Origin of the sequence: Streptomyces sp. 2323.1, assembly GCF_900221035.1 — a bacterium.
GTDB lineage: Bacteria > Actinomycetota > Actinomycetes > Streptomycetales > Streptomycetaceae > Streptomyces > Streptomyces sioyaensis.
In genome coordinates, this window is sequence record NZ_LT907981.1 from 4,636,047 (window position 1) to 4,662,756 (window position 26,710).

Genomic DNA, 26,710 nt, shown 5'->3' on the forward strand with positions numbered 1-26,710 from the left:
TCCCATCGCTTCTGGCCTGCGGGGCACTGGTTGAACCGCAGACGACAGGCAGCTTAGGCGGGCGGGGAGGGGCGCACGGGGTTTTCCACAGGCCGGACGCCCGCGGTAGCCGCGGCCCCTGGCGAACTGTCTGACGGAGCGTCAAACTAGCGCCCCTGCATGCGATTTCACCCAGGAGGACTGCCATGAGTCAGGCCACGGACCTGGAGACCTACGCGCGGCTGGCCGGCACGGGCCCGTACGGCGTCCGTCCGGGGCATGCGCTCCTCACGATGGTGGAGCCGCATGCCGGCCAGGAGCGCGCCTACAACCGCTGGTACGAGGACGATCACTTCATCGCCGGGGCCATGGCCATGCCGTGGATGTACGCGGGCCGCCGATGGGTGGCGACGCGTGACCTCCAGCTCCTCCGGTATCCGGCGGAGTCAGCGGTCGCCCGGCCGGTTACCAGGGGGTGCTATATCTCCACATACTGGGTCACGGAGGGGCGCTATTCCGAGCACCTGAAGTGGAGCGTGGGAATCAATCAGCGCCTCCATCGCGATGGCCGCGTCCATCACGAACGGACCCATGTCTTTACGGCGTTCCACGGGCACCTGGCCACGGTGTATCGCGACGGGAGTGACGGCCCGCGTGACTTTCATGCCCTGAATTACCCCTACGACGGTTTGGTCGTGGAGGTTATCGATGCCGCCGGCCCGGTTCAGCGCGCGAAACTTCTGGAGTGGCTGTGTGCGCAGCACCTCAGGACGCGACTGTCGGGATCACCCGCGGCCATGGTGATGGTCTTTCGTCCCCACCCATTGCCGGACGACCGAATGTCATACGTCGAGCAGGTGGCCGGGGTGGATACCCGGCTGACACTTCTCTGGTTCCTGGAACAGGATCCGCGTACGTGCTGGGGCGAGCACTTCACGGGGCTCGATTCCCTGGTCGCGGAACAAGGTCTCGGCTCCGTCGAATTCGTTGCGCCGTTCATTCCCACGGTGCCGGGAACCGATCGCTATGTCGATGAACTCCGCTGACGCCGGGCGCTCCGTTCCCGGGGGGAGCCGGGCGAGGGCTGGGCAGCGGGCGAGGCTGAGCCCCCTCGGCCAGGACGGCGGACCAGTCGAGAGGGCTCGTATCGTGATGCGGTGACGATCGTGTCAGGCGCTGCCAAGGCGTCCGCGGTCGATATCCGAAAGCAAGGCAGTCCATGCCTGCGCCGAGAAGGAGAGGACCGGTCCACGAGGGGCCTTGCTGTCGCGGACACCGACAACTGAGTCGTCCACGCGGGCGACCTCGACGCAATTTCCGTCCTTACCCGAGTATGTCGACTTCCGCCACATCAGATCGGCGTTGAGATTCCTCGTCATTTTGCACTCCCGTGCGTTCAGGTGGGCGAGAAGTGGTGACTTCTCGGGGTGCTGATGACGCTACGCTCCAACATCGCTAACAGGAGGAGCCGCTCACTCGACCGGATGACATATGTCGGAGGACTCTTCCTTCAGTTGCGGTGGTGGTGTACTTTCCGGCCCGCCGTATCAGGCGGCGTACTCCTTGGCCACATCTGAGATGAATTTGCGCGTCTCGTCCGCATTCAGTGCTTGAGCCCGGAGATGCTCGTACATGATCCCGTACTTGTGGACGTCCCCGTGCTTCTCCAGGTAGAGGTCGCTGGTGACGCCTTCCAAATAGACCGTGGTCGAGTCCGAGGGGTCGTCGAACTCCAGGATCGAGAACGTCCCGGTCATTCCGGGGTGGGACCCCACGGAGTACGGCACCACCTGGAGCGTGACATGGGGGAGCCGGCTCAATTCGACGAGGCGCTCCAGCTGTTCGCGCATCGTCCGGCGGTCCCCGACGACCCGGCGGGTGGCCGACTCGTCGATCACGGCCCAGAAGCGGAGCGGGCCCTCAGCGGCATGCAGCCGCTGCTGCCGTTTGAGTCGTACGCCGACGCGGCTGTCGACGTCCTCCGGAGTGGCCTCGGGCCACATTCCGCGGATCACGGCCTCCGCGTACTCGGGGGTCTGCAGGAGACCGGGCACCAGAAGCGACTCGTAATTCCGCACGGAGAGCGCATCGGCTTCCAGTCCGATGTAGACGCTGTAGCTCGGGGAGAGGCTCCCGAATGCGTGCCACCAGCCCTGCTGACGGGACTCCTTCGCCATTTGCATCAGAGATTCGACCATGTGCTGGTCGGCCACCTCGTAGACGCCGCAGAGATCGCGCACATCCCGCTGGCTGATGCTGCGACGGCCGTTCTCCAGGCGGCTGATCTTCGACTGGGAGACCAGCAACCGGTCCGCCACCTCTTCTGCCGTCATGCCTTTGGCCTCTCGAAGCCTGCGCAGCTCCTGGCCCAATCGGCGTCGCCTGACGGTGGGATTGACATTGGACGCCACGCTAAGTGCACCTCCGGCTCCGTACTGCTGTTTTCTGTTCAGCAGACTGCCACCAACGGTCCACATCGCGCTGGCAAATGGCTGGACAAGGTGCTCAGGCTGGAAATTCGGGGCCGGAACCGGTAAAGCGCGGCAGAGCAAAAGCGCGGGGTGGCGGGCCGGCCGTCGTCCAAAACGGCCGGCCCGCCACCCCGCGCTGTGTGCTGCGGCTCCCGAACGGGTCTGTGGGCCGGTGGTGCGGGTGCGCCACCGATGCTCTACCGATGTGGGTGCTGTAGCGGTGGTGGGGGACGTCGTACGGCGTCCGCCGCCGGCGTCAGCGGGCGCCCACCCGGGCCATCCTGCCGTGGGCGTGCCGCGACTGGCCCGGCGCGCCGGCCGGCTCCGCGGTGGCCCGGGCCGCCGGTTGGCGTACGGGTCCCGCGGCGGTGGCCTGCGGCCGCCGTGGCTGGGCCCCGACGCCGTTCTGCACATCCATGACGGCGTGTGCGACCAGCCCGCCCATCGGGTCGTGGCGGATCAGATCCCGGAGACGGGAGCGCGATGACCGCCCCTCGTTGCCGGGGTACAGATGCTTGCCGAGCCCGACTGCATGGGCCAGCGCGGCCAGCGCCGCGGTCCGCGGGTCCGGGGGTACGCCGGTGCGGATCGCGTTGTCCAGCCGGACCCTGATTTCCCGGCTGATGGCCGTCTCCGTCGCTTGGTAGCGCGTCGTCGGCAGTACCCCGCACATCTGGCCCGCCACGGCATGCACCATGCCGCACCGTTCGAGATGCGTGAGGTAGGTCTGGCGCAGCCCGAGTCGGGGCCCGCCGATCCAGTGGACCGCGCGCACCGGACTGCCACGTCGGCGCAGCAGTTCGAGTGCGGAGTCCAGTGTTGGATCTCCTGTCGGCCGTGCCATCACCACGGCGATACGATCCCCGTCTGGGGCTATCCGTCCTGCCAGAGCCAGCTCTACTAGCTGTGCCCCGGCCAGGCCGAGGTCGAGCGACTGCGGCTGCGCTGTGGTGCCCGTGGTCGGGTCCAAAGCGAGCAGCAGAAGCTCCTCCGGAATTGTTCTGCGGCTCCTGCCCATCCATGCCTCCCCGCGTGGATGAATGACAGGGTGACCCCTCTCACATTCATCTGTCGAGAGTGCATGGGGGATTCGATAGGGAACCGGTAGGTATGTCGTTCTCGTCTTGCACGTCGGCGACATCTTTCTGTGGGGTGCGGCGCGTCCTGATACGCGTGGCGGCGGGACGGTGCGGCACAGACACAGGACACTTGGAAACACTGGGCCAGGCAGGCAGTGCGACAAATGAAGGAGACATCGGTGGCGGGCGAGTCCCCCGACAAGTCGGACAAGAAGCAGTCGTCGGGGGAGACGGCGCGGAGCGAACGTGATCCGCGCCTGTCCGCCTTCCGCCGAGAGCCGGACGAGCCGGCGAAGAAGCAGGAAGCGGGGGCGGGGGAGGACGCGCGCCCGCAGGACGATCCGGAGAGCGCGGCCGGGACGAAGTGTTCGGCGAAGTCGAAGTCGAACTCGAAGCCTGAGGCGGATGCGAAGCCCGAGGTGAAGTCGAAGGCTGCGGCGAAGCCGGGTGCTGCGGCCGGGGCGAAGGCCGTGGAGCCGTCCGAGGCGGAGGCTGCGGGCCCGTCCGGGGTGTCCGAGGAGGGCGAAGCGTCCGAGGGCGCTGAAGCGTCTCAGGAGGCCGCTGAGGGCGACGGGGGCGGGGAGGGCGGCGATGACCGCCTCCGTGCCGCTGTGGCCGCCTGGGTCGCGTCGACGGACGGTGACGGAGCCGAGGACGGCGACGGCGGCAGTGACGGCGACGCGGCCGGGTCGGAGGAGTCGGGCCCGGCGGCCGCCGGTGCGGATGCGGATGAGGCTGCCGAGGGTGCCGCCGCAAAGCCGGAAGCAAAGTCGAAGGCGAAGGGTGCCGATCGGCCGGACGTAAAGGCCGGTGAGAAGGCGGACGGGAAGGCTGCCGCCAAGGCGGAGACCGAGGGCAAGTCGGACGGGAAGGGTGCGGCGAAGGCCGAAGCCGTCTCGGAGGACGAGGCTGAGGCCGAGCCCGCGTCCGCCTCGCTGCCCCAGCAGGCCAAGGCCGTCGATCAGCCGACGGCTGTGTTCAAGAGCGTCGGGCCGCAGAAGGGCAAGCCCTCGGGGGCGGCAGGCGCTGCCGGCGAGGGCAAGGGCGACGGCAAGGGTGCGGACGACGGCGACGGTGGCGGCGAGAGTGACGCCGACGAGGCGCCGGGCGATGACGCGACCCGAGTGTTCGCCATTGCGAAGCTGAAGGGGAAGGGGGCGGAGGCCGAGGTCGTCGACCAGGCGACCACCGCCTTCAAGATCAACCCGCCCGCCAAGAGCAAGGACGACGCCAAGGGCAAGCCCGGCAGCGGCAGCAAGGCCGACGCCAAGGACAAGGCCGATGCCAAGGCTGACGCCAAGGCCGATGCCAAGGACGCGTCCGACAGCGACGGCAAGGCCGACGCCACGAAGGACGGCGAGGGCAAGACCGACGCCAAGACGGACGGCGAAGCCAAGAAGGACGCCGGCGGCAAGGCGAAGGGTGCCCCCGAGCGGGACTCGGAGCGGACCAGTCAGTTCGTGGCGCTGAAGTCGGCGGACGACGGTACGGCGGGCAAGTCGCTGGGCAAGACGGCGCCCAGGACGCCGGCCCGTACGCCCGACAAGGCCGCGGACAAGCCCTGGGACAAGGCCGCGGAGAAGGCGGCGGACAAGCCCTCGGACAAGGCGGCCGGTAAGGCCGCCGGCAGCACGGCCGACGAGGTGGCCGAGAAGCCGGCGCAGAAGCCGGCGGCCAAGGCTCCCGGCGCGCTGCCCGCCGCCGAGCCCGCCAAGCCGGCCACGTCGACCGAGCAGGCCGGCCGGACGGGTGCGACGCCGTCCGCCGCGGAGGCCACCGGCGCCGCGGCTCCTGCCGCGCTGCCCGAGTCGGAGCGGACCAAGCAGGAACCGCTGCCGCCGCTCGACCTCCTGGCGCAGCTCACCAACACCCCGCCGCCGCCCGAGACCCCGCTGCGCACGGTCGTCCGGCGCTTCAAGATCTGGACCCCGCTGGCGGTGCTGCTGGCGATCGTCTTCGTGGTCGCCCAGGCGGTGCGCCCGCTGCCCGCCCCCAAGCTCACCGTCGGTGCGTCGACCGCGTTCACCTTCAAGGGCGGCAAGCTCGCGATGCCGTGGCCCGACCAGGGGCAGGCCGCCGCCGAGGTCGTCGGCGTCGGCAGCCTGGGCACGTCCGGCAAGGAGAAGCCCGTACCGACCGCGAGCGTCGCCAAGGTGATGACGGCGTACGTGCTGCTGCGCGACCACCCGCTGAAGAAGGGCCAGAAGGGCCAGACGATCACGGTGGACGCCCAGGGTGAGGCGGACTCGAACAAGGGGGACGAGTCGCGCGTTCCGCTCAAGAAAGATCAGAAGTTCACGCAGTACCAGATGATGCAGATGCTGATGATCCCGTCGGGCAACAACGTCGCGCGGCAGCTGGCCCGTTGGGACGCCGGGTCCGAGGCGGCGTTCGTGAAGAAGATGAACGACGCGGCCAAGAAGCTGGGGATGAAGAAGACGCACTACACCGACCCCAGCGGTCTTCTCCAGACGACCGTGAGCACCTCCGTCGACCAGCTCAAGCTCGCCGAACAGGTCGTCAAGAACGATGTGTTCCGTGAGGTCGTGCGTACCGAGAACGCCCAGATTCCGGGTCTGCCGGAGCGGATCTACAACAACAACTCCCTGCTCACGACGATGGCGGGCAAGGTCAGCGGCATCAAGACGGGGTCGAGCACGCCGGCCGGCGGCACGTTCATGTGGTCCGGCTACCGCACCGTCGGCGGCAAGGACCAGCTGCTGCTCGGTGTGACGATGGATCAGCACACCAACAGCCCGGACCCCAACGCCCAGCTCGGAGTGGTCCTGCGCAACACCGAGAAGGTGATCACGGCGGCCCGGGACGCGCTGGTCTCGGACACCGTGGTGAAGAAGGGGCAGGTCGTCGGCTATGTGGACGACGGCCTCGGTGGTGAGACGCCGGTCGTGGCGACCAAGGACCTGTCGGCGATCGGCTGGTCCGGGATGAAGGCGACGTTCTCCATGAGCGACGGCGGCAAGAGCATCCCGCACACCGCGAAGGCCGGTACGCAGGTCGGTGTGCTGACGGTCGGCAATGGCGAGAGCACGCAGAAGGTGCCGGTCGCCCTGCAGAAGGACCTCGTCGAGCCGACCTTCGGGTCGAAGCTGGTCCGTATTACGTGAGCGGTGCCGGGGGCTCCGGGCGGTCGGCCCGGGGCCCTCGGACCACCGTCCGGTGCCCGGCTCCCTGTGCCCGCCGAGCACCCGCGCTCAAGTCCCCCGGGCACCACGCGCGTTCCTCCGCCTCAGGCGTGACCGGAGTCCGTCATCGACGTAGCGCAAGCACAGAAGACATATGCGTCCGCCGTAGCCGCCCGTGGTGCGTGGGTGGCACAGGGCGCGGTGGTGCTGATGCCCTCCGGGCTGATCCTGTTCCTGGGCGCCTGGGGGATCCGCCGGCAGGACGCCATCTGGCGGGACGAAGCGGTCACCTACGACATGGCGCACCGCAGCCTGGCCGACCTGTGGCCCACGCTCCAGCACGTCGATGTCGTACACGGCCTCTACTACGCGCTGATGCACTGCTGGTTCCTCGTCTACGACGCCACCCTCGACGACGTTCTCGGCGCGGTCATCGGCCTGCGGCTGCCGTCCGTGGCCGCGATGACGGCCGCCGCCGCGGGGGTCGCCCTGCTGGGACAGCGCCTGGTCGGGCGGCGGGCGGGGCTGCTCGCGGGCCTCACCTTCGCGCTGATCCCCGTCGTGCAGCAGTACGCGCAGGAGGGACGCTCGTATGCGACGGTCTGCGCGCTGGTCGTCTGGGCGAGCTATCTGCTGGTCCTGGCCGCCGCCCGCCCGCGCCGCAAGCTGTGGCTCGGCTATACGGCGCTGATGCTGTGCGCCTGTCTGCTGCACGAGTTCGCCTCGCTGGCGCTGCCCGCGCACGGCGCGGCGGTGATCCTGGCGCGCCTGCCCCGCCGCGTACTGCGCGCCTGGCTGCTCTCCGCGGCGGCCGTCCTCGCCGGTCTGGCCCCGCTCGCGGTCTTCAGCACCCGGCAGTCGGCGCAGATCAGCTGGCTCATGTGGCCGGACCCCGTCCAGCTGCTGACCTTCGCCGTCCTGGCGGTCCTCGGCATCGCCTGCTCCCGCGTCCGGGTCCGCTCCCGCGGCCCGATCGGCCTGCGCGCACTCGCCCTCCCCCTGCTCCTGCTGCCCACCCTCCTGCTGCTGCTCCTCTCCCACGTCGAACCGGCGTACGTGGACCGCTATGTCCTCTACTACGTCGTCGGGTTCGCGCTGCTGGCGGGCGCCGCACTGGCGCGGCTGCTGCGGCCGGCCGGGGAGCAGGGCCAGACCCGGGGCCGGCGCCTGCGGTGGGCGCTGGCGGTGGTGCTGGTCCTGGCGATGCTGCTGCCCGTCGACGGCCATCTGCGCAGCCCGGACAGCCGGGTCGACGACGTCACCGCGGTCGCCGACGCGGTCCGTGCGCTGTCCGAGCCCGGTGACGGCCTGCTGTTCATGCCCGCCCGGCGGCGGATCTGGCGCGCGACCCTGCCGCACGACTTCCGCGGGCTGCACGACCTCGCACTGGCGAAGACCCCGTCGGCCTCGCACACCCTCTACGGCACCGAGCTCTCGGGCGATGCCATCCGCGCGCGGATGCTGACCGCCCGCCGGATCGTCGTCGCCGGCGACCCGGACGGCGCACCGCCCGACGACAACGACCAGGAGATCGCCAAACGCGCCACGCTGCACGACGCCTTCACGATCTGCCGCAGCACGGTGGTGCGGGGGGCCCGGGTCACGCTCTATGGGCGTCCGGGGGCTTGTCGTGGGGGTGGGTAGCGGGGGCGCTGCCGGGGTGGGGTCCGGCTATGGCGGTGCGGGTGTGCTGGGCCGAGGCGTGGCCCGTCAGGGCAGGAGGTGGTGGTGCGTCACGGTACCTGCGGTGGGCGGAAGGTGTGGACCAGCTCGATCCGGCCCACGATGTGCCCGTTGAACTCGGCCAACTCCTCTGCCGGAACCCACAGTTCCAGGATCGTGCGGCCGCCGGCCTGCCGCACCGGATAGCGCTCGGCGAAGTCCGCCTCGATCTCGAAGCGGGTGACGTGACCGATGCCGGAGGCCGGTACGTTCCAGTCGCGGGCGATCCGTATGGCGTAGTCCTCATTGAGCACGGGATAGAAGATCGGCTGGTCGGGCAGGCGCGGCGGCCATGCGCGCCAGCCGGAGGCCTCGACCAGGGCGAGCTCCTCGGGCCCGGTGGGCCGCCAGAGGGTGCGGGTGGCGGGGGAGGTCTCCTCCTGGCGCGGCATCTCGATCATGTTCGTACGGTACGGGGGCGCAAGGGGAGGGGCACGGGGGTTTTCGGGGCACGCCGTCCGGGTGTGCGGGCGTCCGGTGTGCGGGCCGGGCGGATCGGGACCCCGGGCGCCGGTGCGCCCATCCCGCGGAGGCGCTCCGGGAGCGGCGCGGCCGGCCTCGCGGGGGCGGCGCTGTACGCCGGAGTGGTCATCACTCCGTTGTCCGCCGCGAGTCTTCGGTGCCTACCTGAGGGAGTCCGGCCTACGGTGCCCGTATGAGCACCTCCCCGGAGTACGCCACCTTCCACTTCCATGCGCTGCACCACGCCGATCAGCCGCTGCTGCTGCCCAACGCCTGGGATGTCCCCTCGGCCCTCGCGCTCGCCGGGGCCGGGTATGCGGCGATCGGCACCACGAGCCTGGGCATCGCCGCGGCTCAGGGCTGTCCGGACGGGCAGGGCCGCCCCGAGGTCCGGGACGCGACGCTGGCCCTGGCGCGGCGGCTCGCGGGCCGGCTGGCCTGCCCGTACACGGTCGACATCGAAGGGGGGTTCGGCGGGGACATCGGCCAAGTCAGGGATCTGGTGGGCGAGTTGGCGGATGCCGGGGCCGCGGGGCTGAATCTGGAGGACGGGCTGCCCGGCGGCCAGGGGCTGCAGGATCCGGTCCGTCAGGCCGAGTTGATCAGCGCGGTGAAGGAGCGTGCGCCGAGCCTGTTCCTCAACGCCCGGGTCGACACCCACTGGCTGGAGGACGCCCCGCCACCGCTGTCGGTGACGCTCTCCCGCGCCGAGTCCTACCTGGCGGCGGGTGCGGACGGCATCTTCGTACCGGGGGTCACCGCCGACGAGGACGTGTCGGTCCTGGCCGCCGAGATCCCCGCCCCGCTCAACATTCTCTTCGCACCCGGGCGGCACACCGTCAGCCATCTGGCGGAGCTCGGCGTGCGCCGCATCAGCACCGGCTCGCTGCTCTTCCGTACGGCCCTGCAGGCCACCCTCGCGGCGGCGGACACCATCCGTACGGCCCAGCGCCCGGCGGACGCGGCGGGCGGCGAGGTGATGGCGTACGAGGAGGTGCAGCGCCTGGTGGCGGGTGAGGAGTAGGCGAGTAGGGGGCGGACGCAGTGCTTCGGTGCGGCGGCGGCTCAGGCTTGCCGACCTCGGCCAAGCCTGCCGACTCCGACTCCGACTCCGGCTCAGGCCTGCCGGCCGCGGCTGCCGTTGCGACGGCGGTGCACGGCGGTGGCGGCACCGGCCACACCCAGCGCACCCACACCGGCGACCAATCCCGCCTTGGGCAGGTGGCCGGCCTTCTCGGCCAGTCCGGCCAGCCCGTTGTCGGGCAGCATGATCGAAGTCCGGCTCTCCGTGGGCGCGGTGGAGTCGGCGGCGAATGCGGCGCCCGCGGGAAGCAGCAGGACGGCCAGCGCGCCGGTCGCGACGGCGGCGGTACGGATCACGGAGCGGTGCTGGGCCCGCATGGGCACTCCTCGTCGTGGGCGGCTCGGGCCGTCCTAGGGGCAGGTACAGGAGGCACGTTACGGAGCGTCCTTAACGGCAATCCGTACGTTGTGTAACAGTCACCGGGATCTCTGGGATCGGTCCTGTGACGGCATCGCCCAAATGGCCCAGTCGACCGCCGTAAAAGCCCTGCGGAGCCACGTAATGGTCGAGTTGGAGGTTCCGCCCGTTGCTGCCTTGGATAGCGTGATGTAGAGCTACGTCCGCATATCCGATGAATTGCCGAATTGCTGGTGCGGCGATCGGCCGGGCACCGGCCCTGTGCGGCAGGCGCAGGGCGGCGACGCGGCGAGACGGCAAAGGCGGTGGCGACGAGATGGGACGGCGGCGACCACGCACGGCGGCGACCCCGCGTTCCGACACCGCCCCGCGTTCCGGCACCGACCCGCGTTCCGACACCGCCCCGCGTTCCGGCGCCGCCCCGATCTCGCGCACCGCACTGGCCCTCGCCGCACTCGCCCTCCTCACCGGATGCACGAACCTGGAGGGCCTGCAGGACGAGGGGCGGGCCAGGGACGTGGATGCGCCGCTGGTGCTGTGGCCCGGCTCTTCGCCCGCCCCGCCCAGCCGGAACGAGAATCCGGCCGTGCTGGTGCCCGTACCGGGCGTCCCGCGGATCCCCGGCGGCAGCATGGCTGACGCGAACCCGCTCGCCGTCCTCGATGCGGATGTCGCCGCGCAGGGCGGGACCCCGCCCGCGCCGGGGGCCGTACGCCGTCCCGTGCTGCACGACCTCACGGACGACGGGAAGCCGGATCTGCTCATGGCCGTCGACCTCGGCCCCCGCTTCAGCGAACTGCGGGTCTACAGCGTCCGGAACATGGTGGTGACCCGGGTGCTCGTGGTACGCGGGGTGCTGGCCGGGGTCGAGCTGGCGGCGGGGCATCTCGCCCTCCGCGAGCCCACCAAGGACCCGCGCTACGTCAGCGTCACCGACTACGTCTGGGACGGCCACGCGATGGACCTGTGGAACCTCACCCTGGACGACGCCCGCACCCCGCAGACCCCGCAGGCCGTCGGCGGCAGCCCGTGAGGCCGCCGGCGGTCTCCCTCCGCTGGAAGATCGCGCTGACCGTGATGGCGGTGAGTTGCGCGGTCGCCGCGGTCCTCGGCGTCCTCGTCCACAATGCGGTGGCCCGTCAGACCGTCGGCCAGGTCCGCAAGGAGGCCCGCGCGAACCTGGACACCGCCTTGGACCTGTTCGAGTACGGCACCTCCCGTGAGGGCCTCAACTCCCTCCTCGACCCGCCTGAACTGCCCACGGAACTGCGCCGGTTGGCGCGCTCCGGTCAGCGCGGCACCATGGTGGGGACCTACCACGGCCGCTCCGTCATGTGGGCCGCGGCACCGGCCGACGGCCAGGTCATGGCCGCCTGGAAGCCGTACGGCACCGTCCACCGCTCCCTGGACCGCCTCGACACCGCCATCCTCGGCTCGGCGGTGCTCGCCGCCGCGACCGTCGCCCTCGCCGGACTGTTCCTGGCGCATCGCATCAGCCGCCGGCTGGGCACCACCGCGGCGGTCGCCCGCCGTATCACCGCCGGAGATCTGGATGCCCGGGTGGGCGACGTTCAGGGGCCGGGTGGCGGCGCGGCGGGGCAGGACGAAGTGGCGGCGGTGGCCGCGGCGCTGGACTCGGTGGCCGGCTCGCTGCAGAGCCGCCTCCAGGCCGAACAGCGCTTCACCGCCGATGTCGCACATGAGCTCCGGACGCCGCTGACCGGCATCCTCGCCTCGGCCGAGCTGCTGCCGGAGGGCCGCCCCAAGGAGATGATCAACGACCGGCTGCGGGCGCTGCGCCGTCTCACCGAGGATCTGCTGGAGATCTCCCGGCTCGACTCCGGCACCGAGCGCGCCGATCTCGCCGCGTACGACCTCGGGGAGCTGGTCCGGCGCTGCGTGGCCGCCACCGGGCTGGACACCGAGGTGCGGATCGCCGCCGACGCGGTCGTCGAGACCGACCGGCGCCGCCTCGACCGCATCCTCGCCAACCTCGTCATCAATGCACACCGGCACGGGCGGGCCCCGGTCGTCGTCACCGTCGACGCCGCGTCCGAGCCCCGGCCGACCATCGTGGTGCGCGATCACGGGCCCGGCTACCCGGCCGACCTGCTGCACCACGGTCCGCAGCGCTTCCGCACCGATGCCCCGGGCCGCGGCAGGGGCCATGGGCTGGGCCTGACCATCGCCGTCGGCCAGTCCGCCGTCCTGGGCGTCGACCTCCGCTTCACCAACGCCCCCGACGGCGGCGCCCGCACCCTCCTGCGACTGCCTCAGGGGGCGGTTGTCGGATGAGGCGGTCGGCCGTATGGCCTGGGCATCTCCGTCGCCGGGGACTCGGTCGTTGCCGGATGCCCTGGTCGTCGTCGACGTTGCCGGATGATTTGGTCGTAGCCGACGCCGTCGGGTGACCCGGACTTCGTCGACGCCGGCGGCCGGTTCGCCCGGCAGCTCCGGTGAACGCAACGTCCCCGCGGGTGACTTCATCTGAACCTCCGAGGAAGCCCCGCCCTTCACGAGGGGAGGAATCGGTCTCCTGCGGAGCAGGGCGCGGGTGCCAGATCGTCATCAGGGCGATCCGGCACCCGCGCCGTGGCGGGGCGGAGCACCTCACGATGATCGAGAGTGCTCAACTGTCAGTGCAAGCGCGAGGCCGAGCCGAGTCTGAATTACACGCGGCGCGGCTTCCGGATCAAGGACGGGCGCCTGCACCTGGCGGGCGGGATTGCCCTGACCGTGGTGTGGTCGCGGGATCTCCCCACCCCGCCGTCGAGCGTGCGCGTGTACAGGGACTGTGTCGGCCACTGGTACGCGAGCTTCGTCGTCGCAGCGACGAGCGAACACCTTCCCGAAACCGGCGCCGTGATCGGCATCGACTGGGGGGTGAAGGAGACGGCCACCACCACCTCCGATACCCACGACTTGCCCCACACCCAGCACGGGCGCGGCAACGGGAGGACACCGGCCGCAAGTGGGCGAAGTGCGGGGTCCGTGACCATGATGCTGTGGCGGTGGAGGACTTTCGTCCGAAGTTCCTCGCCAAGTCGACCATGGCCCGCAAAGCGGCCGACGCCGCGATCAGCGCCACGAAACGCGCGCTGATCGAGATGGGCCGCAAGCACGGCCGTGCCGTGTACCTGGTCCACCCCGCGCACACCACGAGGGACTGTGCGCAGTGCGGAGCGAGAACCAAGCACGCACTACTTTCGATGCGAACGTATACCTGCACCGCGTGCGGGTTCGTGTCTCCCAGGGACAAGAACTCCGCACGCGTGATGTCCCCCAGCTACCGCTGGGAGGTGCCCCCAGGTCCGGGCTGGTCTCATACCCGGCTGGTGCTGATCGTGTAAGACCTGCACGCCCGCCGGGCCGCAGGCGATGTGAGCCAGGAATCCCCCTCCTTCAGAAGGGGAGGAGTCAACAGTCGATGTCGTCCGGCGGCTCCGGGAGTGCCTCGTCCTCGGGTTCCGGTGCCATGGGACCGGGATCGAACGCGGCAACCGGGGCGGTTGCGGAGGCCCTGGCGGGCCTGGGCGCCGCTGCGGGGACCGCGTCTGCACCCTCCGCGCCCTCCGCACCCTCGGCGCCCTCGTAAGGATCCCGCCCCGCCAGCACCTCCAGGATCTGCGTGCCGTACTTCGCGAGCTTGTTCTCGCCGACTCCGTTGACCGTGCCCAGCTCGGTCGTCGTCGAGGGCCGGAGGGTGGCGATCTCCCGCAGTGTCGCGTCGTGGAAGATCACATACGCGGGGACGCCCTGCTCCTTGGCCGTCCGGCCCCGCCAGCCGCGCAGTGCCTCGAAGGCGGGCTGCGCCTCCGCCGGCAGATCGGCCGGCGCCGCGCGCTTGCCCTTCGCCTTCGCCCTCGCCGCCCGCGCCGGCTTCTCCGGCTCCCGCCGCATCAGCACCTCGCGCTTGCCGCCCAGCACCTCGCCGCTCGTCTCCGTGAGGACCAGCGTGCCGTAATCACCCTCGACGGCGAGCAGCCCCTGGGCCAGCAACTGCCGTACGACGCCCCGCCATTCGGCTTCCTTGAGGTCGTCGCCCACGCCGAAGACGCTCAGCCCGTCGTGGTCGAACTGAATGACCTTGGCGGTCTTCTTCCCCAGCAGAATGTCGATGATCTGGCCCGCGCCGAACTTCTGCCCGCGCTCCCGCTTCAGCCGGACGACCGTGGACAGCAGCTTCTGCGCGGACACCGTGCCGTCCCAGGTCTGCGGCGGGGCCAGGCACGTATCGCAGTTGCCGCAGGCGGCGCTCTCCTGCCCGAAGTAGGCCAGCAGTCGTACCCGTCGGCACTCCACCGTCTCGCACAGCGCCAGCATCGAGTCGAGATGGGCCGACAGCCGCCGCCGGTGCGCCTCGTCCCCCTCCGATCCGTCGATCATCTTCCGCTGTTGCACCACGTCCTGCAGCCCGTACGCCAGCCAGGCCGTCGACGGCTGGCCGTCCCGCCCGGCGCGCCCGGTCTCCTGGTAGTAGCCCTCCACGGACTTCGGCAGGTCCAGATGCGCCACGAACCGCACGTCCGGCTTGTCGATGCCCATCCCGAACGCGATCGTGGCGACCACGACCAGCCCGTCCTCGCGCAGGAAGCGGGACTGATGCGCGGCACGGGTCCGGGCATCGAGGCCCGCGTGATACGGCACCGCGGCGATGCCGTTGTCCACCAGGAACTGTGCGGTCTTCTCCACCGAGGCCCGCGACAGGCAGTAGACGATCCCCGCGTCCCCCGCATGCTCGCTCCGCAGCAGGTCCAGCAGCTGCTTCTTGGGCTCGCTCTTCGCCGCGATCCGGTACTGGATGTTCGGCCGGTCGAAGCTCGCCACGAAATGGCGGGCCTTCGCCATCTGGAGCCGTGAGGTGATCTCCGTGTGGGTGGCCTCGGTCGCGGTGGCGGTCAGCGCGATCCGTGGCACATCGGGCCAGCGCTCGTGCAGCATCGACAGCGCCAGGTAGTCCGGCCGGAAGTCATGGCCCCACTGGGCGACGCAGTGTGCCTCGTCGATGGCGAAGAGCGAGATCTTGCCCCGGTCCAGGAGGTTGAGCGTCTGCTCGACCCGCAGCCGCTCGGGCGCCAGATACAGCAGGTCCAGCTCCCCGGCCAGGAACTCCGCCTCGACGAGCCGACGCTCCTCCAGATCCTGGGTCGAGTTGAGAAAGCCGGCCCGCACGCCGAGCGCCCGCAGCGCGTCGACCTGGTCCTGCATCAAGGCGATCAGCGGTGAGATCACCACTCCCACACCGCCCCTGACCAGCGAGGGAATCTGGTAGCACAGCGATTTGCCGCCACCGGTCGGCATCAGGACGACCGCGTCCCCGCCCCCTATGACGTGCTCGATGATCTCCTGCTGACTGCCGCGGAACGCCTCATAGCCGAACACACGGCGCAGCACCTGCACCGCCTCGCTTACCTCCGAAGCGTCTTCCACATCCATGTCCACGACCACTTCCACGTCCGCCAGAGCCATTCCGAAAGCCTACGAGCTTCGCGGGGGTCGCCGCCGACCCTGTGGATAACCCGGTTCTCATGGCACGACCCGACCCGACCCGACCCGCGCCGCCTCGCCCTGGTCGCACGGCGGCGCCTCGCCCCGGCCGCCCCCCACCCCGGCCGTACCGCGCAAGGCGGCCCGGGCCTGCGCCCGGCCGGGAGGACAGCATCGGCCCCGGTGGCAGCGAGCGCGACCGCCCGGAGAACGATTGAGGCCCAGGCGTCCGGTTCTTCACCGGCCTACCTGGGCCTTCGGCGTGCCCGCCGCATACGCGGCTCATGGTGCCCCCGGCAGGATTCGAACCTGCGACACCCGCTTTAGGAGAGCGGTGCTCTATCCCCTGAGCTACGGAGGCGGGGATCTGCCGGAAGCGTGTCGGGAAAATCGGTCCAGGTGGACGCGATGATCCCGGCGACTTGCCGCCATTGAGCGGAGGCCTGGTCGTGAGGCCGGACCACCGCGGTCAGTGTAGCGGGTGGTGCTTGATCCGCATTCGGATCCATGGCTCCTGGCGCTGCCAGAGTGGCGGAGGGCTGCCGCGTCGTCAGAGCGCCGGGCGTCGTTCACGGACCGGGCTTGCGGACTCCAGGAGGGTGCCGAGGTGGAGCAGTGTGTCCTCGCTGTGCCACTTCGTCACGAGCTGTACCCCGATCGGCAGTCCCTCGGGGCTTGTGCCGAAGGGTACGGAGAGTGCCGGCAGGCCGGTCAAGTTGAACGGCACGGTGGCGCGCATGACGTTCCAGGGGGGCACCGTTACTCCGTCGATGTCGTACTGGGTCTGGCCGTGAAGGGGGGCGGGCATGGTCACGACGGGGCACAGCAGTGCGTCGTGGCGTGCGAAGTACGTCGAGAACGCGGACTTGAGGTCTTCGACGGTGCGTTGCGCCGTCACGTACTCGTCGAGAGGGACGTCCGGCAGCGACAGCGTGTGCCGGAGCACCGCGTGCAGTTCGTCTTCCCGGCCCGCCGTGTGCTCTTTGAAGTACGGAAGGATTTCCGGCAGGAAGAGGGTGGCGCTCAGTTGTGTGCTGTCGCAGGCGTCCAGCTCCGGCAGGCCTACTTCCTCCACGTGGCAGCCGGCGTCCTCAAGTGCCTCCGCGGCGGCGGTCACGGTTGCCGCCACCGCGGGGTCCACCGGGCCGAAGCCGGGCTGCACCAGCCATCCGATCCGCAGGCCCGCCCGCGAGGCCGAAACCTCCGTGGGAGCGGCGGCGGTCGGGATGTCCACGGCGTAGCCGTCCAGCCCGTCGGGGCCGGCGAGTACCGCATAGGCCGCCTCGATGTCCCGGACGCTGCGGGCCATCGGGCCCACGTGCCAGTAGCGGCGCAGGATGTCCGGCCAGTGGCCGGTGAAGGGGATCCGGCCGTGGGTTGCCTTGAGCGCGACGATGCCGGTGTAGTGGGCCGGTCCGCGCATCGAGATCGCGACGTCGCTGCCGAGGCCGAGCGGCGACAGCCCGGCGGCGATGGCCGCCGACTCCCCGCCGCTCGACCCACCGGGGGTTCGCTCCGGATCCCAGGGGTTGAGGGAGCGGCCGGAGACGAGGTTGTCGCTCTCCGTCCAGTAGGAGAACTCCGGCAGGTTGGTCTTGCCGATCGGGATTGCGCCGCCCGCCTTGAAGCGAGCCACCGAGGTGGCGTCCCGGTCCGGCACGTGGTCGGCAAACAGGTGCGAGCCACGCATGGTCCGGACGCCGGCTGAATCGAGTGAGTCCTTGATGGTGAACGGGACGCCGTGCAGTGGTCCCAGCGGCCTGTTGTGGATGACCGCCTCGGCCGCGGCCTTCGCAGCAACCAGGGCCTGTTCGGCGGTCACCGTCACGAGGGCGTTGAGCTTCGGATTGGTCTCCTCGATCCGGTCGAGGTGCGCCTGGACGACCTCCAGCGGGGACAGTTCCCGCGTCCGGATCCGAGCGGCCAGATCGGTGGCGTCCAGGTAGCAGATGTCGGTTGACGTCATCGACATTCACCACGCGAAACCATGGACATCTGGGCTCCCTTGCTTTGGTTCGAATGTGTGTTTGATAACGCTACCTGGGGGCGGGTGGCTCGATCGGCAGCCGGCTGCCGGGAGGTCGAGGTCTAGGTATTTCCCGGTGGTGGGCGGCGCAGGCGGGGAGGGCCGCCTCACCGGCTCAGGGCATGGGCCGGCTTCGTTAACGCAAGGCCGGGGCGCGGGCGTTCGACTGTTACCTCGCCATGAAGTAACCATCGAGGGGCCATCATGGGAGGCCGTAAAGGTGACGCCATGAATTATTCGGCTCACACTTCCCATCGCCCTTCCCAAGCGCTGCCAGGGCCGGTCAGCGGACGGAACGACGTGATGGCGGCAGAGCTCCATGCAGGGAGTGGAGGCGCGTTTGTCGCGTACGCCGACCTCGTGCGGGGGGAGGTGGCGCGATGACCCGGCCGACGGCCTCTGGGGCGGCGCTCCGCGCGGTCGGCGTCGCGTCGTCGGCGGGAGTTGTACTGCTCGCCGCGTGCATCCTGGCCCCGCAGAGCGCCTCGGCGAATCCGGGCGCAGCCACCGCCGCGGCTCTGTCCCAGACGATCCGCTGGTCTGCCTGTCCCAAGGCCGAGCCGCCCTATCCCGACCCGAGCGAGCGGGCCGAGTGCGGGACGGTGAAGGTTCCGGTCGACTGGGCCAAGCCGGACGGGCGGAAGATGGAGATTGCAGTGGCCCGCCAGAAGGCCACCGATCCCGAAAAGCGCGTGGGCGTCTTGTTCTCCAACCCTGGTGGCCCCGGTAGCGCCGGCCTGGACGACGCGTATTACGCCGACAGCCCGGTCGAGGGTTACAGCAAGAGCATCCGGGCGCGCTTCGACATCATCGGCTTCGACCCGCGCGGCATCGGCCGTAGCGGACAGCTCCGGTGCGACGACACACTCGCCGAAAAGATCCCCACCCGCCCACGGAACGCCGCCGATTTCCAGCGGATGCGCACCCTCAACAAGCAACTCGCCGACAGCTGCCGCGAGCGCAGCGGACCGATCGTCGACCACATGGACAGCGAGAGCGTCGCCCGCGACATGGAGGCCATCCGCACCGCCCTCGGCGAGAAGAAGATCAGCTTCCTCGGCCACTCCTACGGCACGCTGATCGGCCAGCGCTACGCCCGCCTCTTCCCGGACAAGCTCCGGGCCCTGGCGCTCGACAGCGCCATGGACCCCTCCCGGCCGGATGCGCGACGCTTCCTCAGGGACGGGTCCGCCGCCACTGAGGACGCGGTGCAGCAACTGGCCAACTGGTGTGAGGAGGAAGCCTCCTGCGCCCTGAAGGGCCAGGATGTGAAGGCCGTCGTCCGCCAGCTTTTCGCCCGCGCCGACGCGGGCAAGCTCACCGAGCCGGGACCGCACGGCCCCACCCGGAAGAAGGTCACCGCCGACCAGCTGACCAGCTTCCTCAGCGACTACCTGGGCAAGTGGAACCCGAAGACCACCGCCCAGCAGCTGGCCGCCCTGCACAGCGGCAAGGGCAAGGTCTATTGGATAGCCAGCACCCCGGACGTCGCCTGGCGCACGGTGATCTGCCGGGACTACGACTTCCGCCTTCCCGACTACGCCCACTACCGCGCCCTGCTCAAGCAGGCCGCCTCCGCCAACCCCCACTCCCGCTACAACTCCCAGGCCCTGGACATGATCCTCGGCTGCCAGGGATGGCCGGCCGCGACCGAGCCCGAGCCGGCCCAGGCCAAGGGCAAGCTCCCGCCCGTACTGGTGGTCAACGCGAAGCACGATCTCGCGACCCCGCTGCCCGGCGCCAAGCGCATGACACGCGCCTTCCCGCACGCCCGCCTCGCGACCCTCGATGCGGTCGACCACTGGCTCTACCGCAAGTGCCAATCGCCCCTCCCGGCACGGGCGATCGACAGCTACCTCCGCACGCTGAAGACTCCACCCGACGGCACGGTCTTCCCTCGCCCCTGAGGGCCGGCCGGACCGAGACACCACTCAGTCGTAGAGGGTGCGAGAGCCTCATCGCGCTGTCGGGCGGGGGCGTGCCGCGCGGCGGCCGGGGGAGTGTGGCCGGGCTCAAGCCGGGGATCCGGTTGGGCGGTCAGGTCCCCCCTGGCTGGGGCAAGTGCCGCTCGGCGAGGGAGGGTTGCGCCCCTGGTATGCCGATGGCGGTGGTCGGGAATCGATCACCGCCATCGTTGTGCCTGATGCCGCGGTGCGGGGGCGCGCCGTCGCGGTCGTCGCCGCAGCGGTCGCGCCCCCGTGTGGCGGGTGTCAGCCGCCGATGTGCCAGCTGACCGTGCCGTCCGTTGTGGTGAGGAGGGCGAGGAGGAGCAGGTCGACGGCGCCGAGGGCGATGCCGAGGAGGGCGCGGCCGCGGCGGTTGGTGCCGCGGGCCAGGGCCAGGCCGCCGAGGATCAGGGCGCAGGGGCCGAGAAGGAGGTTGAGGACCAGGGTGCCGAGCAGGCCGAGGATGAACGAGGCCACGGCCATGCCGTCCGCGTGGTCGCGGAGGCGGGAGGCGGGGCGCTGCGGGGTCTCGGCTGCGGTGGCCGGTGCGGGCGTGGTCGTCCGCGCGGTCTGGCTGAGCGTGGTCATCGGGAGGTCACCTCGTCCTGGTGGCGGCGTTCGCGGAGGAAGAAGACGAGCAGCCAGCCGGCGATGACGGCGGCCGCGACGAGCGTGACGGGGATGGGGAGGTGTGCCGCGGTGCCCAGCATGATCCCCATCAGGAGAAGGGCTGCGACGAGGAAGAGCATGATCTTCCTTTCCGATTCCAGAGGACAGTTGTTCACTCAGTTCCTCCAGTCTACGACTGCCCACGAGTGGAGTAGTTCGGAGAACGGCTGTTTACTGGATGACATGAGTCACAGTCTTGGAGTCCGGCAGGCCCAGAAACAGAAGACCCGTCAGGCGTTGCTCGACGCGGCCCTCGGACTGCTGGAGGAACAGAGCCTGAGCAGCCTGGGGCTGCGGGAGGTGACGCGGGTGGTGGGGATCGCCCCGACCGCGTTCTACCGGCACTTCCGCGATATGGGCGAGCTGGGCGTCGCGCTGGTCGAGGAGGCGCTGGGGAGCCTGCATGTGATGGTGCGGGCGATCCTCGCCGAGCAGGACGGGGCCGAGGAGCGGATCGACCGTACGGTCGCGGTCGTCGAGCAGCACGTCCGCCGGTATCCGCTGCACATCCGGTTCGTGGCACGCGAGCGGCACGGTGGCGTACGGGCCGTACGGCAGGCCATCGCGGGGGAGCTGGACCGGTTCGCGGAGGAGGTCGCGGCGGCGCTCAAGTCCCAGCCGGTGTCGGAAGGCTGGTGCGATGACGATGTACGGATGCTGGCGGAGCTGTACGTGGACCGGCTGGTGACTACGGCCGCGGCACTGCTCGACGCCGAGGCGGACGGGGTGGAAGGTGCGGCCGAGCAGGTGGTCCGGGTCGCGCGCCGGCAGCTGCGGCTGATCAGCATCGGCCGGCGGCACTGGCGGGAGGAACACTAGGGCCTGTCCGGTGGATCATGGCCGGGTCCGCGGCGTCTGGCACGGCACCTCGCGGCGTTGCCGAAACATCCGCATAGCTCCGCTATGAGGACGCTCCGGCGCCTTGCGATGCAGCTCGGCATCCAAGAGACGAAAGCGAGAGCCGAGACGGAGCGAGCGCAGCGAGTGCAGTGCACCAGACGCCGCGGCCCTTCCGGCCCTGATCCACCGGACAGACCCTAGGGCCTGTCCGGTGGATCATGGCCGGGTTCGCACCGTCCCGTCTGGCCCGCGACGCCTGGCCCGCACGTCCGGATCTGCCTCGTCCGCGCGCTCGGGGTGCCGTCAGTCGCGTGCCGGGGTCACCCGTACGCGATAGGTGCCGTCAGAGTTTTCCGTGAGGACCGTGACGGCCGCGCCGCTGGTGCGGTCCGTGAAGGTCTCGCCGGGGCCGAAGGTGGCATCGGTCAGCTCCGGGTCGACGTATTTGTTGTCCCGGTAGCAGCCGCCGCTGCGCGGGGTGGCGTCCACGATGCGGAGCGGGCCGCGGCCCGAGGCGACCCGGGTGGCGACGCGGTAGATGAGGACGCCCGGTTGGCAGACCGCCGGGTCGAGCAGGCCGCGGATGCGGGCCTCGACGACCAGCGCGGTGCGGGGCGAGGTCGGAATGACGACGATCTTGGTGCCGCCGGGGGTGGAGATCGGGGTGAGGGTGTGTTCGCCGGGGGTCCCGTGGCGTGGTGCGCAGTGCACCTGCTCGGCGGAGAGCCAGCCGAGCTTCCACTTGTGCCAGCCGACGAAGTCGTTGCTCGGCCCCCAGTCCTCGTCCATCGGGTCCCAGTGCCCTACGGGGGGCGAGGAGTCGCGGTCGTCGGTGAAGTAGAGGTCGGGCAGGCCGAAGCTGTGGGCGTTCTCGTGATTGAGGACGCGGAAGGCACTCGTCCCGATTTGCCGGCTCCAGATGAAGGACGCGTTGCGGAACGGCACCCCGTCGGCGGTCCGCAGCCCCATGTCGCCGCCGCTGAAGGTGACCGACAGGACCGTACGGGTCGCGGGCGGGCCTGCGTTGGGGGTGGCGATGACGTTGATGACGTCGTAGTCGCGGAAGTCGACGAGCGGGTCGACGGCGCGGACCACCTCCCGGGAGAGGGCGTGGTAGCCGCCGTCCGAGCCCGGGTCGAAGCTGGCGCCCCGCCCGATGCCGTACGCCGCGAGCGGCCGTGACATACGGAGCCACCGGAACAGCGGTATGGGGCGGTAGGTCAGCCTGCCGTACGAGCTGATGCGGAAGTACTCCGTCGCGGCGGGGAAGAACTCGGCGAAGCGGGCGCGGGGGGACAGGGTGGCGTGCGCGTCCGGGAAGTCGATGAAGAGGGTGAGCGCCCGTACGTGGCCGGATGAACGGGCGAAACCTGTGGGGGTGTCCGCGGATTCGGCGACGTCGTCGCTGATGCCGCGCAGGGCACACGGGCCACTCGGCGGGGCGCCGGGCCCGGTGGGTATGGCCACGGCGCTGGGCGGTGAGCCCAGGGCTATCGCCGCGGCCGCGGTCGCCGCTCCTGCGGCCAGAACCGCGGATACCTTGTGCTTCATACCGATCACCTTGTGTCGACGGGTGATCGCTCGCGCGCCGGGTTACGTCAACCGGAGTCATGGCGGGGCCGGATGGGTCGGTCCGGAGGTGGGGGATGGGGGCGTGCCGGGCGCGAGTGGGTGGGGTGTGGTTCAGGTCACGTCGGGGCGTGAAATATCCGGGGAGGGGGTCCCCGTTTAACCAGACGTCGGATGAAGCGGGGAGCGATTCCCCGGTTCGGTGCGCAGGGGTGCCGGAGAGGTCGAGAGGCCCCCGCCGCCGGCCGTCCGACCGAGTTTTCAGAGATGTGCTGAGAGAGCCGAGAGGCGAGAGGAGCCAGCCGCCGTGGCCGCCACCACCGCTTGTGCGACGTCCGGGAAGGAGGGGCAGCAGCCCCGTCTGCGGGCCGATGCCCTGCGCAACCGGGAGCGGATCATCGCGGCCGCCCGCGAGACGATGGTCGAGTTCGGGGCCGAGGTCCCGCTCGATGAAATCGCTCGACGCGCGGGCGTCGGCAATGCGACGCTCTATCGTCACTTTGCGGATCGTCTGGAGTTGATCCACTACGTCACGCTCTCCGTCATGTCCCGTACTGCGGACCGAGCGGAGAGCGCCCTTGCCGAGGAGTCCGATGCTTTCCAAGCGCTGAGGCGCTTCGTCCACGCCGCGGTGGAGGAGCGGATCGGGGCGCTGTGCCCCCTGCTCTCCGACGGCGTCGACCGCGACCACCCCGAGCTGCTCGCGGCGCGCGACCGTCTGGAGTCGGCCGTCGAGGCCGTCATGGGCGCCGCACGCGACAGCGGCCAGTTGCGTACCGACATCGCGGTCGGCGATCTGATGGTTGCGATCACCCAGCTGACCAGGCCGTTGCCGAGCAGCAGCTGTATGGACTTCGACAGGTTCGTGCACCGGCATCTGCAACTGTTCCTGGACGGTCTGCAGACGCCCGCCCGCTCCGAACTCCCCGGTGCCGCAGCCACCTTGGAAGACCTGAGGTGCCGCTCATGACCCGGGCGAGCGCCATGCCGTAAGACCTCGCCTGCCGTAACACCTCGTCCGCCGAAGCGCTTCGCCCGCCCCGCCCGTCCCGTCCCTTCCTACGTCCCGCCCTCGTCCCGTCGTCCCGCCCTGCGTTCCCGGCATCCCGTCGGCCGCCCGGTGCGCCGGTTCTTCGCTCCTGTTCGCTCACCGCACCACTAGGTGGATCCCGCCATGCCTGAAAAAGCCACATACGTCGATCCCCGGCGCTGGAAAGCGCTGATATTCATCGCTCTCGCCCAGCTGATGGTCGTGCTCGACGCGACCATCGTGAACATCGCGCTGCCCTCCGCCCAGGAGGATCTCGGTATCACCGACGCCAACCGGCAGTGGGTGATCACCGCCTACGCACTGGCCTTTGGCGGACTGCTGCTCTTCGGCGGGCGCGTCGCCGACCTGTGGGGACGCAAGCGGACCTTCATCACCGGACTCATCGGCTTCGCGGTTGCCTCCGGGCTCGGCGGGGCCGCCGCCGACCAGGCCATGCTGATGGGCGCGCGGGCGCTGCAGGGCGTCTTCGGTGCACTGCTGGCGCCGGCCGCGCTGTCCCTGCTGGCCGTGACCTTCACCGAGGCCAAGGAGCGCGCCAAGGCGTTCGGCATCTTCGGCGCGATCGCGGGTGGCGGCGGCGCCGTGGGTCTGATCCTGGGCGGGGTGCTGACCGAGTACCTGAACTGGCGCTGGACCTTCTTCGTGAACATCCCGTTCGCCGTGGTCGCCGCGACCGGTGCCCTCCTGGTCGTCCGTGAGCCCGCGGAGAGCCGTAACACCTCCCGGTTGGACGTCCCCGGCGTCATCCTGGCCACCCTCGGCCTGGTCTCGCTGGTCTACGGCTTCACCCGCGCCGAATCCGACGGCTGGCTGGCCGGCCCGACGCTCGGCCTGTTCGTCGCGGCCGCCGTGCTGCTGCTGACGTTCGTGCTGGTCGAGTCCAAGGTGAAGGCGCCGCTGCTGCCGCTGCGGGTGGTCACGGACCGGAACCGCGCGGGCATCTACGCCTCGCTGGGCCTGGCCGTGATCGGCATGTTCGGTCTCTTCCTCTTCCTGACCTACTACCTGCAGATCGTGAAGGGCTACACCCCGGTGACCACCGGCCTGGCCTTCCTCCCCATGATCGTCGGCATGATCACCGGCTCGACGCAGATCGGTGCCCGGCTGATGACCCGCGTCCGGCCGCGGCTGCTGATGGCGCCCGGCTTCACGGTCGCCGCGCTCGGCATGCTGGTGCTGACCCAGATCGACCTGGACACGTCCTACCCGGCGCTGATCCTGCCCGGCTTCCTGCTGATGGGCCTCGGCATGGGTACGGCGTTCATGCCGGCCATGTCGCTGGCCACGCACGGCGTCCAGCCGCGCGACGCAGGTGTCGCCTCCGCCATGGTCAACACCTCGCAGCAGGTGGGCGGCGCGATCGGTACGGCCCTGCTGAACACCATCGCGGCCAGCGCCACCACCGCGTACGCCACCTCCCACGCGGCCGGTGCCCGCTCGGCCGACCTGCTCAAGCTCCAGTCGATGGTGCACGGCTACACCACCGCCATCTGGTGGGCGGTCGGCATCCTGGCCTTGGCCGGCGTGATCGCCTTCACCTTCATCAACACCGGGCGGCCCGGTGGCGGTTCGCCGGTGGCCTCGTCGCAGGACGGCGAGGGCGCGGCGCTGGGCGAGGACGAGGTGCCGGTGCCGGTGATGGCGCACTGATCCGGTAGGGATGGCGCACTGATCAGACAGGAGGGCGGTCGCGGGGCGCTCGGCGAGCCGACGCCCCCGGCCGCGCTCTTACCGCATTCCTACCTCACTCCTACGTACGCCGGCCCTTCTGAGCTCGTACGTACGCCGGGATGGCCCTTCAGGACTCATACGTGCGCCGGCCCTTCTGAGCTCGTACGTACGCCGGGACCTCCGGACACCTACCTGCCGGCTTCTTCCGGCTCCGCCGATGCGTCAGCGGAGCCAGGGGAGGTCGGCACCTTTCGGCTGTAGCCCCTCGGTCATGACCTGGCAGATCTCGGCCAGTTGACCGACCTGCTCCGGGGAGAGCCGGTCGAAGATCGCGGCGCGTACGGCCGCGACATGACCCGGGGCGGCCTTCTCCAGGACCCGCATCCCCTCGTCCGTGAGGTGGGCGTTCTGGCCCCGCTTGTCGGACGAGCAGTTCTCCCGCTGCACCCAGCCGTTCCGCTCCAGGCGCGCGATCGCGTGGGAGAGCCGGGAGCGGGTGATCTTGGCGTTCTGAGCCAGCTCGGTCATCCGCAGCCGCCGCCGGGGCGCACGGGAGAGCTGGACGAGCAGGCCGTAATAAACATGCGGCATTCCGGCATCCCGCTGCAGCTGACGGTCGAGGTGATCCTCCAGGAGCGTGGTGGCATGCAGGTAGCACTGCCAGGCGTATTGCTCCTCGTCGCTGAGCCAGTGCGGCTCGGCTGCGGCTTCGTTGCTCATACCATCCACTCTCTCACCACTCGGAGAGTTATTTAAGCTTTAACAACGTCGCTTTGGTGACACCGTGGTGCGACGCTTGAAGATTCATTCATCGGTCCTCGATGGCTGAATGTTCCCGCGTACCGGCCTACTGCCCAGTGTGCCGCCGCGAAGTTGTGATGAGCGTAATGCCGGCCGCGGGGTGGATGTCCCGCCCGTGGAGATGATCCCGGGTGCCGTGGACTCCTACGGGCGGCTGGGCGTCCGGGCGGAGCATGATCGACGGGGTGTGGCGGGGGCGGGTAAAGCGGTTGGTGCAGTCTGGCTGTCTTCAACGTGCCGTTTGTGGTGGGCAATTGGGCCGGCCAGTCGTGGGTGGCCGGGCGGCCGGGCATCGCCTGCGGGTTTCGCATCCATACCGGACAGGAGATGTCGGGTATGGCGGGGAGGCTGCT

The 26,710-nt window shown here is 70.2% G+C and carries 21 protein-coding genes, 1 tRNA gene and 1 pseudogene; 11 read left to right on the forward strand and 12 right to left on the reverse strand.

Going from position 1 to position 26,710, the window contains the following annotated elements; genetic code table 11:
* Positions 1-185: 185 nt before the first annotated feature.
* Complete coding sequence (locus tag CPH93_RS19975) at positions 186-1,025, forward strand: hypothetical protein (protein WP_096213601.1); 840 nt, start codon at positions 186-188, stop codon at positions 1,023-1,025.
* Positions 1,026-1,148: 123 nt separating this feature from the next.
* On the opposite strand, the gene CPH93_RS19980 is transcribed toward CPH93_RS19975, so the two are convergent.
* The 3 genes from CPH93_RS19980 to CPH93_RS19990 all read right to left on the reverse strand — a co-directional run bounded on the left by CPH93_RS19980 (position 1,149) and on the right by CPH93_RS19990 (position 3,468).
* Entirely contained in the window at positions 1,149-1,358 is a 210-nt protein-coding gene (locus CPH93_RS19980; RefSeq protein ID WP_006604993.1) for a DUF397 domain-containing protein, read from the reverse strand.
* A 168-nt stretch (positions 1,359-1,526) separates the two neighbouring features.
* Positions 1,527-2,390, reverse strand: coding sequence for a helix-turn-helix domain-containing protein (locus tag CPH93_RS19985; RefSeq protein ID WP_078568710.1), 864 nt, complete (start codon positions 2,388-2,390; stop codon positions 1,527-1,529).
* A gap of 316 nt (positions 2,391-2,706) precedes the next feature.
* Positions 2,707-3,468, reverse strand: coding sequence for a GOLPH3/VPS74 family protein (locus CPH93_RS19990; protein WP_006604995.1), 762 nt, complete (start codon positions 3,466-3,468; stop codon positions 2,707-2,709).
* 240 nt (positions 3,469-3,708) lie between these two features.
* Here CPH93_RS19990 and CPH93_RS19995 point away from each other — a divergent pair, with 240 nt between their 5' ends.
* Both CPH93_RS19995 and CPH93_RS20000 read left to right on the forward strand, forming a co-directional pair.
* Positions 3,709-6,654, forward strand: coding sequence for a serine hydrolase (locus CPH93_RS19995; protein WP_096213602.1), 2,946 nt, complete (start codon positions 3,709-3,711; stop codon positions 6,652-6,654).
* A gap of 204 nt (positions 6,655-6,858) precedes the next feature.
* Positions 6,859-8,316 carry a glycosyltransferase family 39 protein gene (locus CPH93_RS20000; protein ID WP_231976895.1) on the forward strand — a complete coding sequence of 486 codons (1,458 nt, stop codon included), beginning with the start codon at positions 6,859-6,861 and terminating at the stop codon, positions 8,314-8,316.
* A gap of 89 nt (positions 8,317-8,405) precedes the next feature.
* Here CPH93_RS20000 and CPH93_RS20005 read toward each other — a convergent pair whose 3' ends face one another.
* Positions 8,406-8,795 carry an ADP-ribosylation/crystallin J1 gene (locus tag CPH93_RS20005; RefSeq protein WP_096213603.1) on the reverse strand — a complete coding sequence of 130 codons (390 nt, stop codon included), beginning with the start codon at positions 8,793-8,795 and terminating at the stop codon, positions 8,406-8,408.
* A gap of 254 nt (positions 8,796-9,049) precedes the next feature.
* On the opposite strand from CPH93_RS20005, the gene CPH93_RS20010 reads away from it, so the two are divergent.
* Entirely contained in the window at positions 9,050-9,880 is an 831-nt protein-coding gene (locus CPH93_RS20010; RefSeq protein ID WP_096213604.1) for an isocitrate lyase/PEP mutase family protein, read from the forward strand.
* Between the two features lie 92 nt (positions 9,881-9,972).
* On the opposite strand, the gene CPH93_RS20015 is transcribed toward CPH93_RS20010, so the two are convergent.
* Complete coding sequence (locus tag CPH93_RS20015; RefSeq protein WP_006605000.1) at positions 9,973-10,257, reverse strand: hypothetical protein; 285 nt, start codon at positions 10,255-10,257, stop codon at positions 9,973-9,975.
* A 356-nt stretch (positions 10,258-10,613) separates the two neighbouring features.
* On the opposite strand from CPH93_RS20015, the gene CPH93_RS20020 reads away from it, so the two are divergent.
* The 3 genes and pseudogenes from CPH93_RS20020 to CPH93_RS20030 all read left to right on the forward strand — a co-directional run.
* A complete protein-coding gene (locus CPH93_RS20020; RefSeq protein WP_096213605.1) occupies positions 10,614-11,330 on the forward strand; it encodes a hypothetical protein in 717 nt (238 codons plus the stop codon).
* Positions 11,327-12,592, forward strand: a complete 1,266-nt coding sequence (locus tag CPH93_RS20025) for a sensor histidine kinase (RefSeq protein WP_093483715.1) — start codon at positions 11,327-11,329, stop codon at positions 12,590-12,592. Before CPH93_RS20020 ends, CPH93_RS20025 begins: the two co-directional genes overlap by 4 nt.
* 348 nt (positions 12,593-12,940) lie before the next feature.
* Positions 12,941-13,575 (forward strand): annotated as a pseudogene (locus CPH93_RS20030) (RNA-guided endonuclease InsQ/TnpB family protein); the annotation flags it as partial.
* 139 nt (positions 13,576-13,714) lie between these two features.
* Here CPH93_RS20030 and recQ read toward each other — a convergent pair.
* From recQ to CPH93_RS20045, 3 genes are all read right to left on the reverse strand, one after another.
* Positions 13,715-15,766: a DNA helicase RecQ gene (gene recQ / locus CPH93_RS20035; RefSeq protein WP_173909845.1), complete on the reverse strand. Its 2,052-nt coding sequence runs from the start codon at positions 15,764-15,766 to the stop codon at positions 13,715-13,717.
* A gap of 303 nt (positions 15,767-16,069) precedes the next feature.
* Positions 16,070-16,145, reverse strand: a tRNA-Arg gene (locus tag CPH93_RS20040).
* Positions 16,146-16,334: 189 nt separating this feature from the next.
* Positions 16,335-17,750, reverse strand: coding sequence for an amidase (locus CPH93_RS20045; RefSeq protein WP_096215514.1), 1,416 nt, complete (start codon positions 17,748-17,750; stop codon positions 16,335-16,337).
* 440 nt (positions 17,751-18,190) lie between these two features.
* Here CPH93_RS20045 and CPH93_RS20050 point away from each other — a divergent pair, with 440 nt between their 5' ends.
* The gene (locus tag CPH93_RS20050; RefSeq protein ID WP_096213606.1) at positions 18,191-19,717 is read left to right on the forward strand and encodes an alpha/beta hydrolase; all 1,527 of its coding nucleotides are present in this window, start codon (positions 18,191-18,193) and stop codon (positions 19,715-19,717) included.
* Between the two features lie 303 nt (positions 19,718-20,020).
* On the opposite strand, the gene CPH93_RS20055 is transcribed toward CPH93_RS20050, so the two are convergent.
* Complete coding sequence (locus CPH93_RS20055) at positions 20,021-20,344, reverse strand: hypothetical protein (RefSeq protein WP_096213607.1); 324 nt, start codon at positions 20,342-20,344, stop codon at positions 20,021-20,023.
* The gene (locus CPH93_RS36230) at positions 20,341-20,505 is read right to left on the reverse strand and encodes a hypothetical protein (RefSeq protein WP_173909846.1); all 165 of its coding nucleotides are present in this window, start codon (positions 20,503-20,505) and stop codon (positions 20,341-20,343) included. The genes CPH93_RS20055 and CPH93_RS36230 overlap by 4 nt, the downstream gene beginning before the upstream one ends.
* Positions 20,506-20,608: 103 nt before the next feature.
* On the opposite strand from CPH93_RS36230, the gene CPH93_RS20060 reads away from it, so the two are divergent.
* Positions 20,609-21,244 carry a TetR family transcriptional regulator gene (locus CPH93_RS20060; protein WP_093483712.1) on the forward strand — a complete coding sequence of 212 codons (636 nt, stop codon included), beginning with the start codon at positions 20,609-20,611 and terminating at the stop codon, positions 21,242-21,244.
* Positions 21,245-21,568: 324 nt separating this feature from the next.
* Here CPH93_RS20060 and CPH93_RS20070 read toward each other — a convergent pair whose 3' ends face one another.
* On the reverse strand, positions 21,569-22,816 hold the full coding sequence (locus CPH93_RS20070; protein ID WP_093483711.1) for a M6 family metalloprotease domain-containing protein: 1,248 nt from the start codon (positions 22,814-22,816) through the stop codon (positions 21,569-21,571).
* Between the two features lie 325 nt (positions 22,817-23,141).
* Here CPH93_RS20070 and CPH93_RS20075 point away from each other — a divergent pair, with 325 nt between their 5' ends.
* Together CPH93_RS20075 and CPH93_RS20080 are read left to right on the forward strand one after the other, a co-directional pair.
* Positions 23,142-23,804 (forward strand): TetR/AcrR family transcriptional regulator, encoded by a 663-nt coding sequence (locus CPH93_RS20075; protein ID WP_096213608.1) that lies wholly within the window; start codon positions 23,142-23,144, stop codon positions 23,802-23,804.
* A gap of 204 nt (positions 23,805-24,008) precedes the next feature.
* Positions 24,009-25,535, forward strand: coding sequence for an MFS transporter (locus CPH93_RS20080; protein WP_096213609.1), 1,527 nt, complete (start codon positions 24,009-24,011; stop codon positions 25,533-25,535).
* A 243-nt stretch (positions 25,536-25,778) separates the two neighbouring features.
* Here the strand turns inward: CPH93_RS20080 and CPH93_RS20085 are convergent, their stop codons facing one another.
* A complete protein-coding gene (locus CPH93_RS20085; RefSeq protein WP_006605039.1) occupies positions 25,779-26,276 on the reverse strand; it encodes a MarR family winged helix-turn-helix transcriptional regulator in 498 nt (165 codons plus the stop codon).
* Between the last annotated feature and the right edge of the window lie 434 nt (positions 26,277-26,710).

What these genes read in the sequence shown, in the direction of transcription:
- CPH93_RS19975 (WP_096213601.1), top strand. Translation starts at nt 186, where the DNA reads ATGAGTCAGGCCACGGACCTGGAGACCTACGCGCGGCTGGCCGGCACG.
- CPH93_RS19980 (WP_006604993.1), bottom strand. Translation starts at nt 1,358, where the DNA reads ATGACGAGGAATCTCAACGCCGATCTGATGTGGCGGAAGTCGACATAC.
- CPH93_RS19990 (WP_006604995.1), bottom strand. Translation starts at nt 3,468, where the DNA reads ATGGGCAGGAGCCGCAGAACAATTCCGGAGGAGCTTCTGCTGCTCGCT.
- CPH93_RS20005 (WP_096213603.1), bottom strand. Translation starts at nt 8,795, where the DNA reads ATGATCGAGATGCCGCGCCAGGAGGAGACCTCCCCCGCCACCCGCACC.
- CPH93_RS20010 (WP_096213604.1), top strand. Translation starts at nt 9,050, where the DNA reads ATGAGCACCTCCCCGGAGTACGCCACCTTCCACTTCCATGCGCTGCAC.
- CPH93_RS20015 (WP_006605000.1), bottom strand. Translation starts at nt 10,257, where the DNA reads ATGCGGGCCCAGCACCGCTCCGTGATCCGTACCGCCGCCGTCGCGACC.
- CPH93_RS20020 (WP_096213605.1), top strand. Translation starts at nt 10,614, where the DNA reads ATGGGACGGCGGCGACCACGCACGGCGGCGACCCCGCGTTCCGACACC.
- recQ (WP_173909845.1), bottom strand. Translation starts at nt 15,766, where the DNA reads ATGGCTCTGGCGGACGTGGAAGTGGTCGTGGACATGGATGTGGAAGAC.
- CPH93_RS20045 (WP_096215514.1), bottom strand. Translation starts at nt 17,750, where the DNA reads ATGACGTCAACCGACATCTGCTACCTGGACGCCACCGATCTGGCCGCT.
- CPH93_RS20050 (WP_096213606.1), top strand. Translation starts at nt 18,191, where the DNA reads ATGACCCGGCCGACGGCCTCTGGGGCGGCGCTCCGCGCGGTCGGCGTC.
- CPH93_RS20055 (WP_096213607.1), bottom strand. Translation starts at nt 20,344, where the DNA reads ATGACCACGCTCAGCCAGACCGCGCGGACGACCACGCCCGCACCGGCC.
- CPH93_RS36230 (WP_173909846.1), bottom strand. Translation starts at nt 20,505, where the DNA reads ATGCTCTTCCTCGTCGCAGCCCTTCTCCTGATGGGGATCATGCTGGGC.
- CPH93_RS20060 (WP_093483712.1), top strand. Translation starts at nt 20,609, where the DNA reads ATGAGTCACAGTCTTGGAGTCCGGCAGGCCCAGAAACAGAAGACCCGT.
- CPH93_RS20070 (WP_093483711.1), bottom strand. Translation starts at nt 22,816, where the DNA reads ATGAAGCACAAGGTATCCGCGGTTCTGGCCGCAGGAGCGGCGACCGCG.
- CPH93_RS20080 (WP_096213609.1), top strand. Translation starts at nt 24,009, where the DNA reads ATGCCTGAAAAAGCCACATACGTCGATCCCCGGCGCTGGAAAGCGCTG.
- CPH93_RS20085 (WP_006605039.1), bottom strand. Translation starts at nt 26,276, where the DNA reads ATGAGCAACGAAGCCGCAGCCGAGCCGCACTGGCTCAGCGACGAGGAG.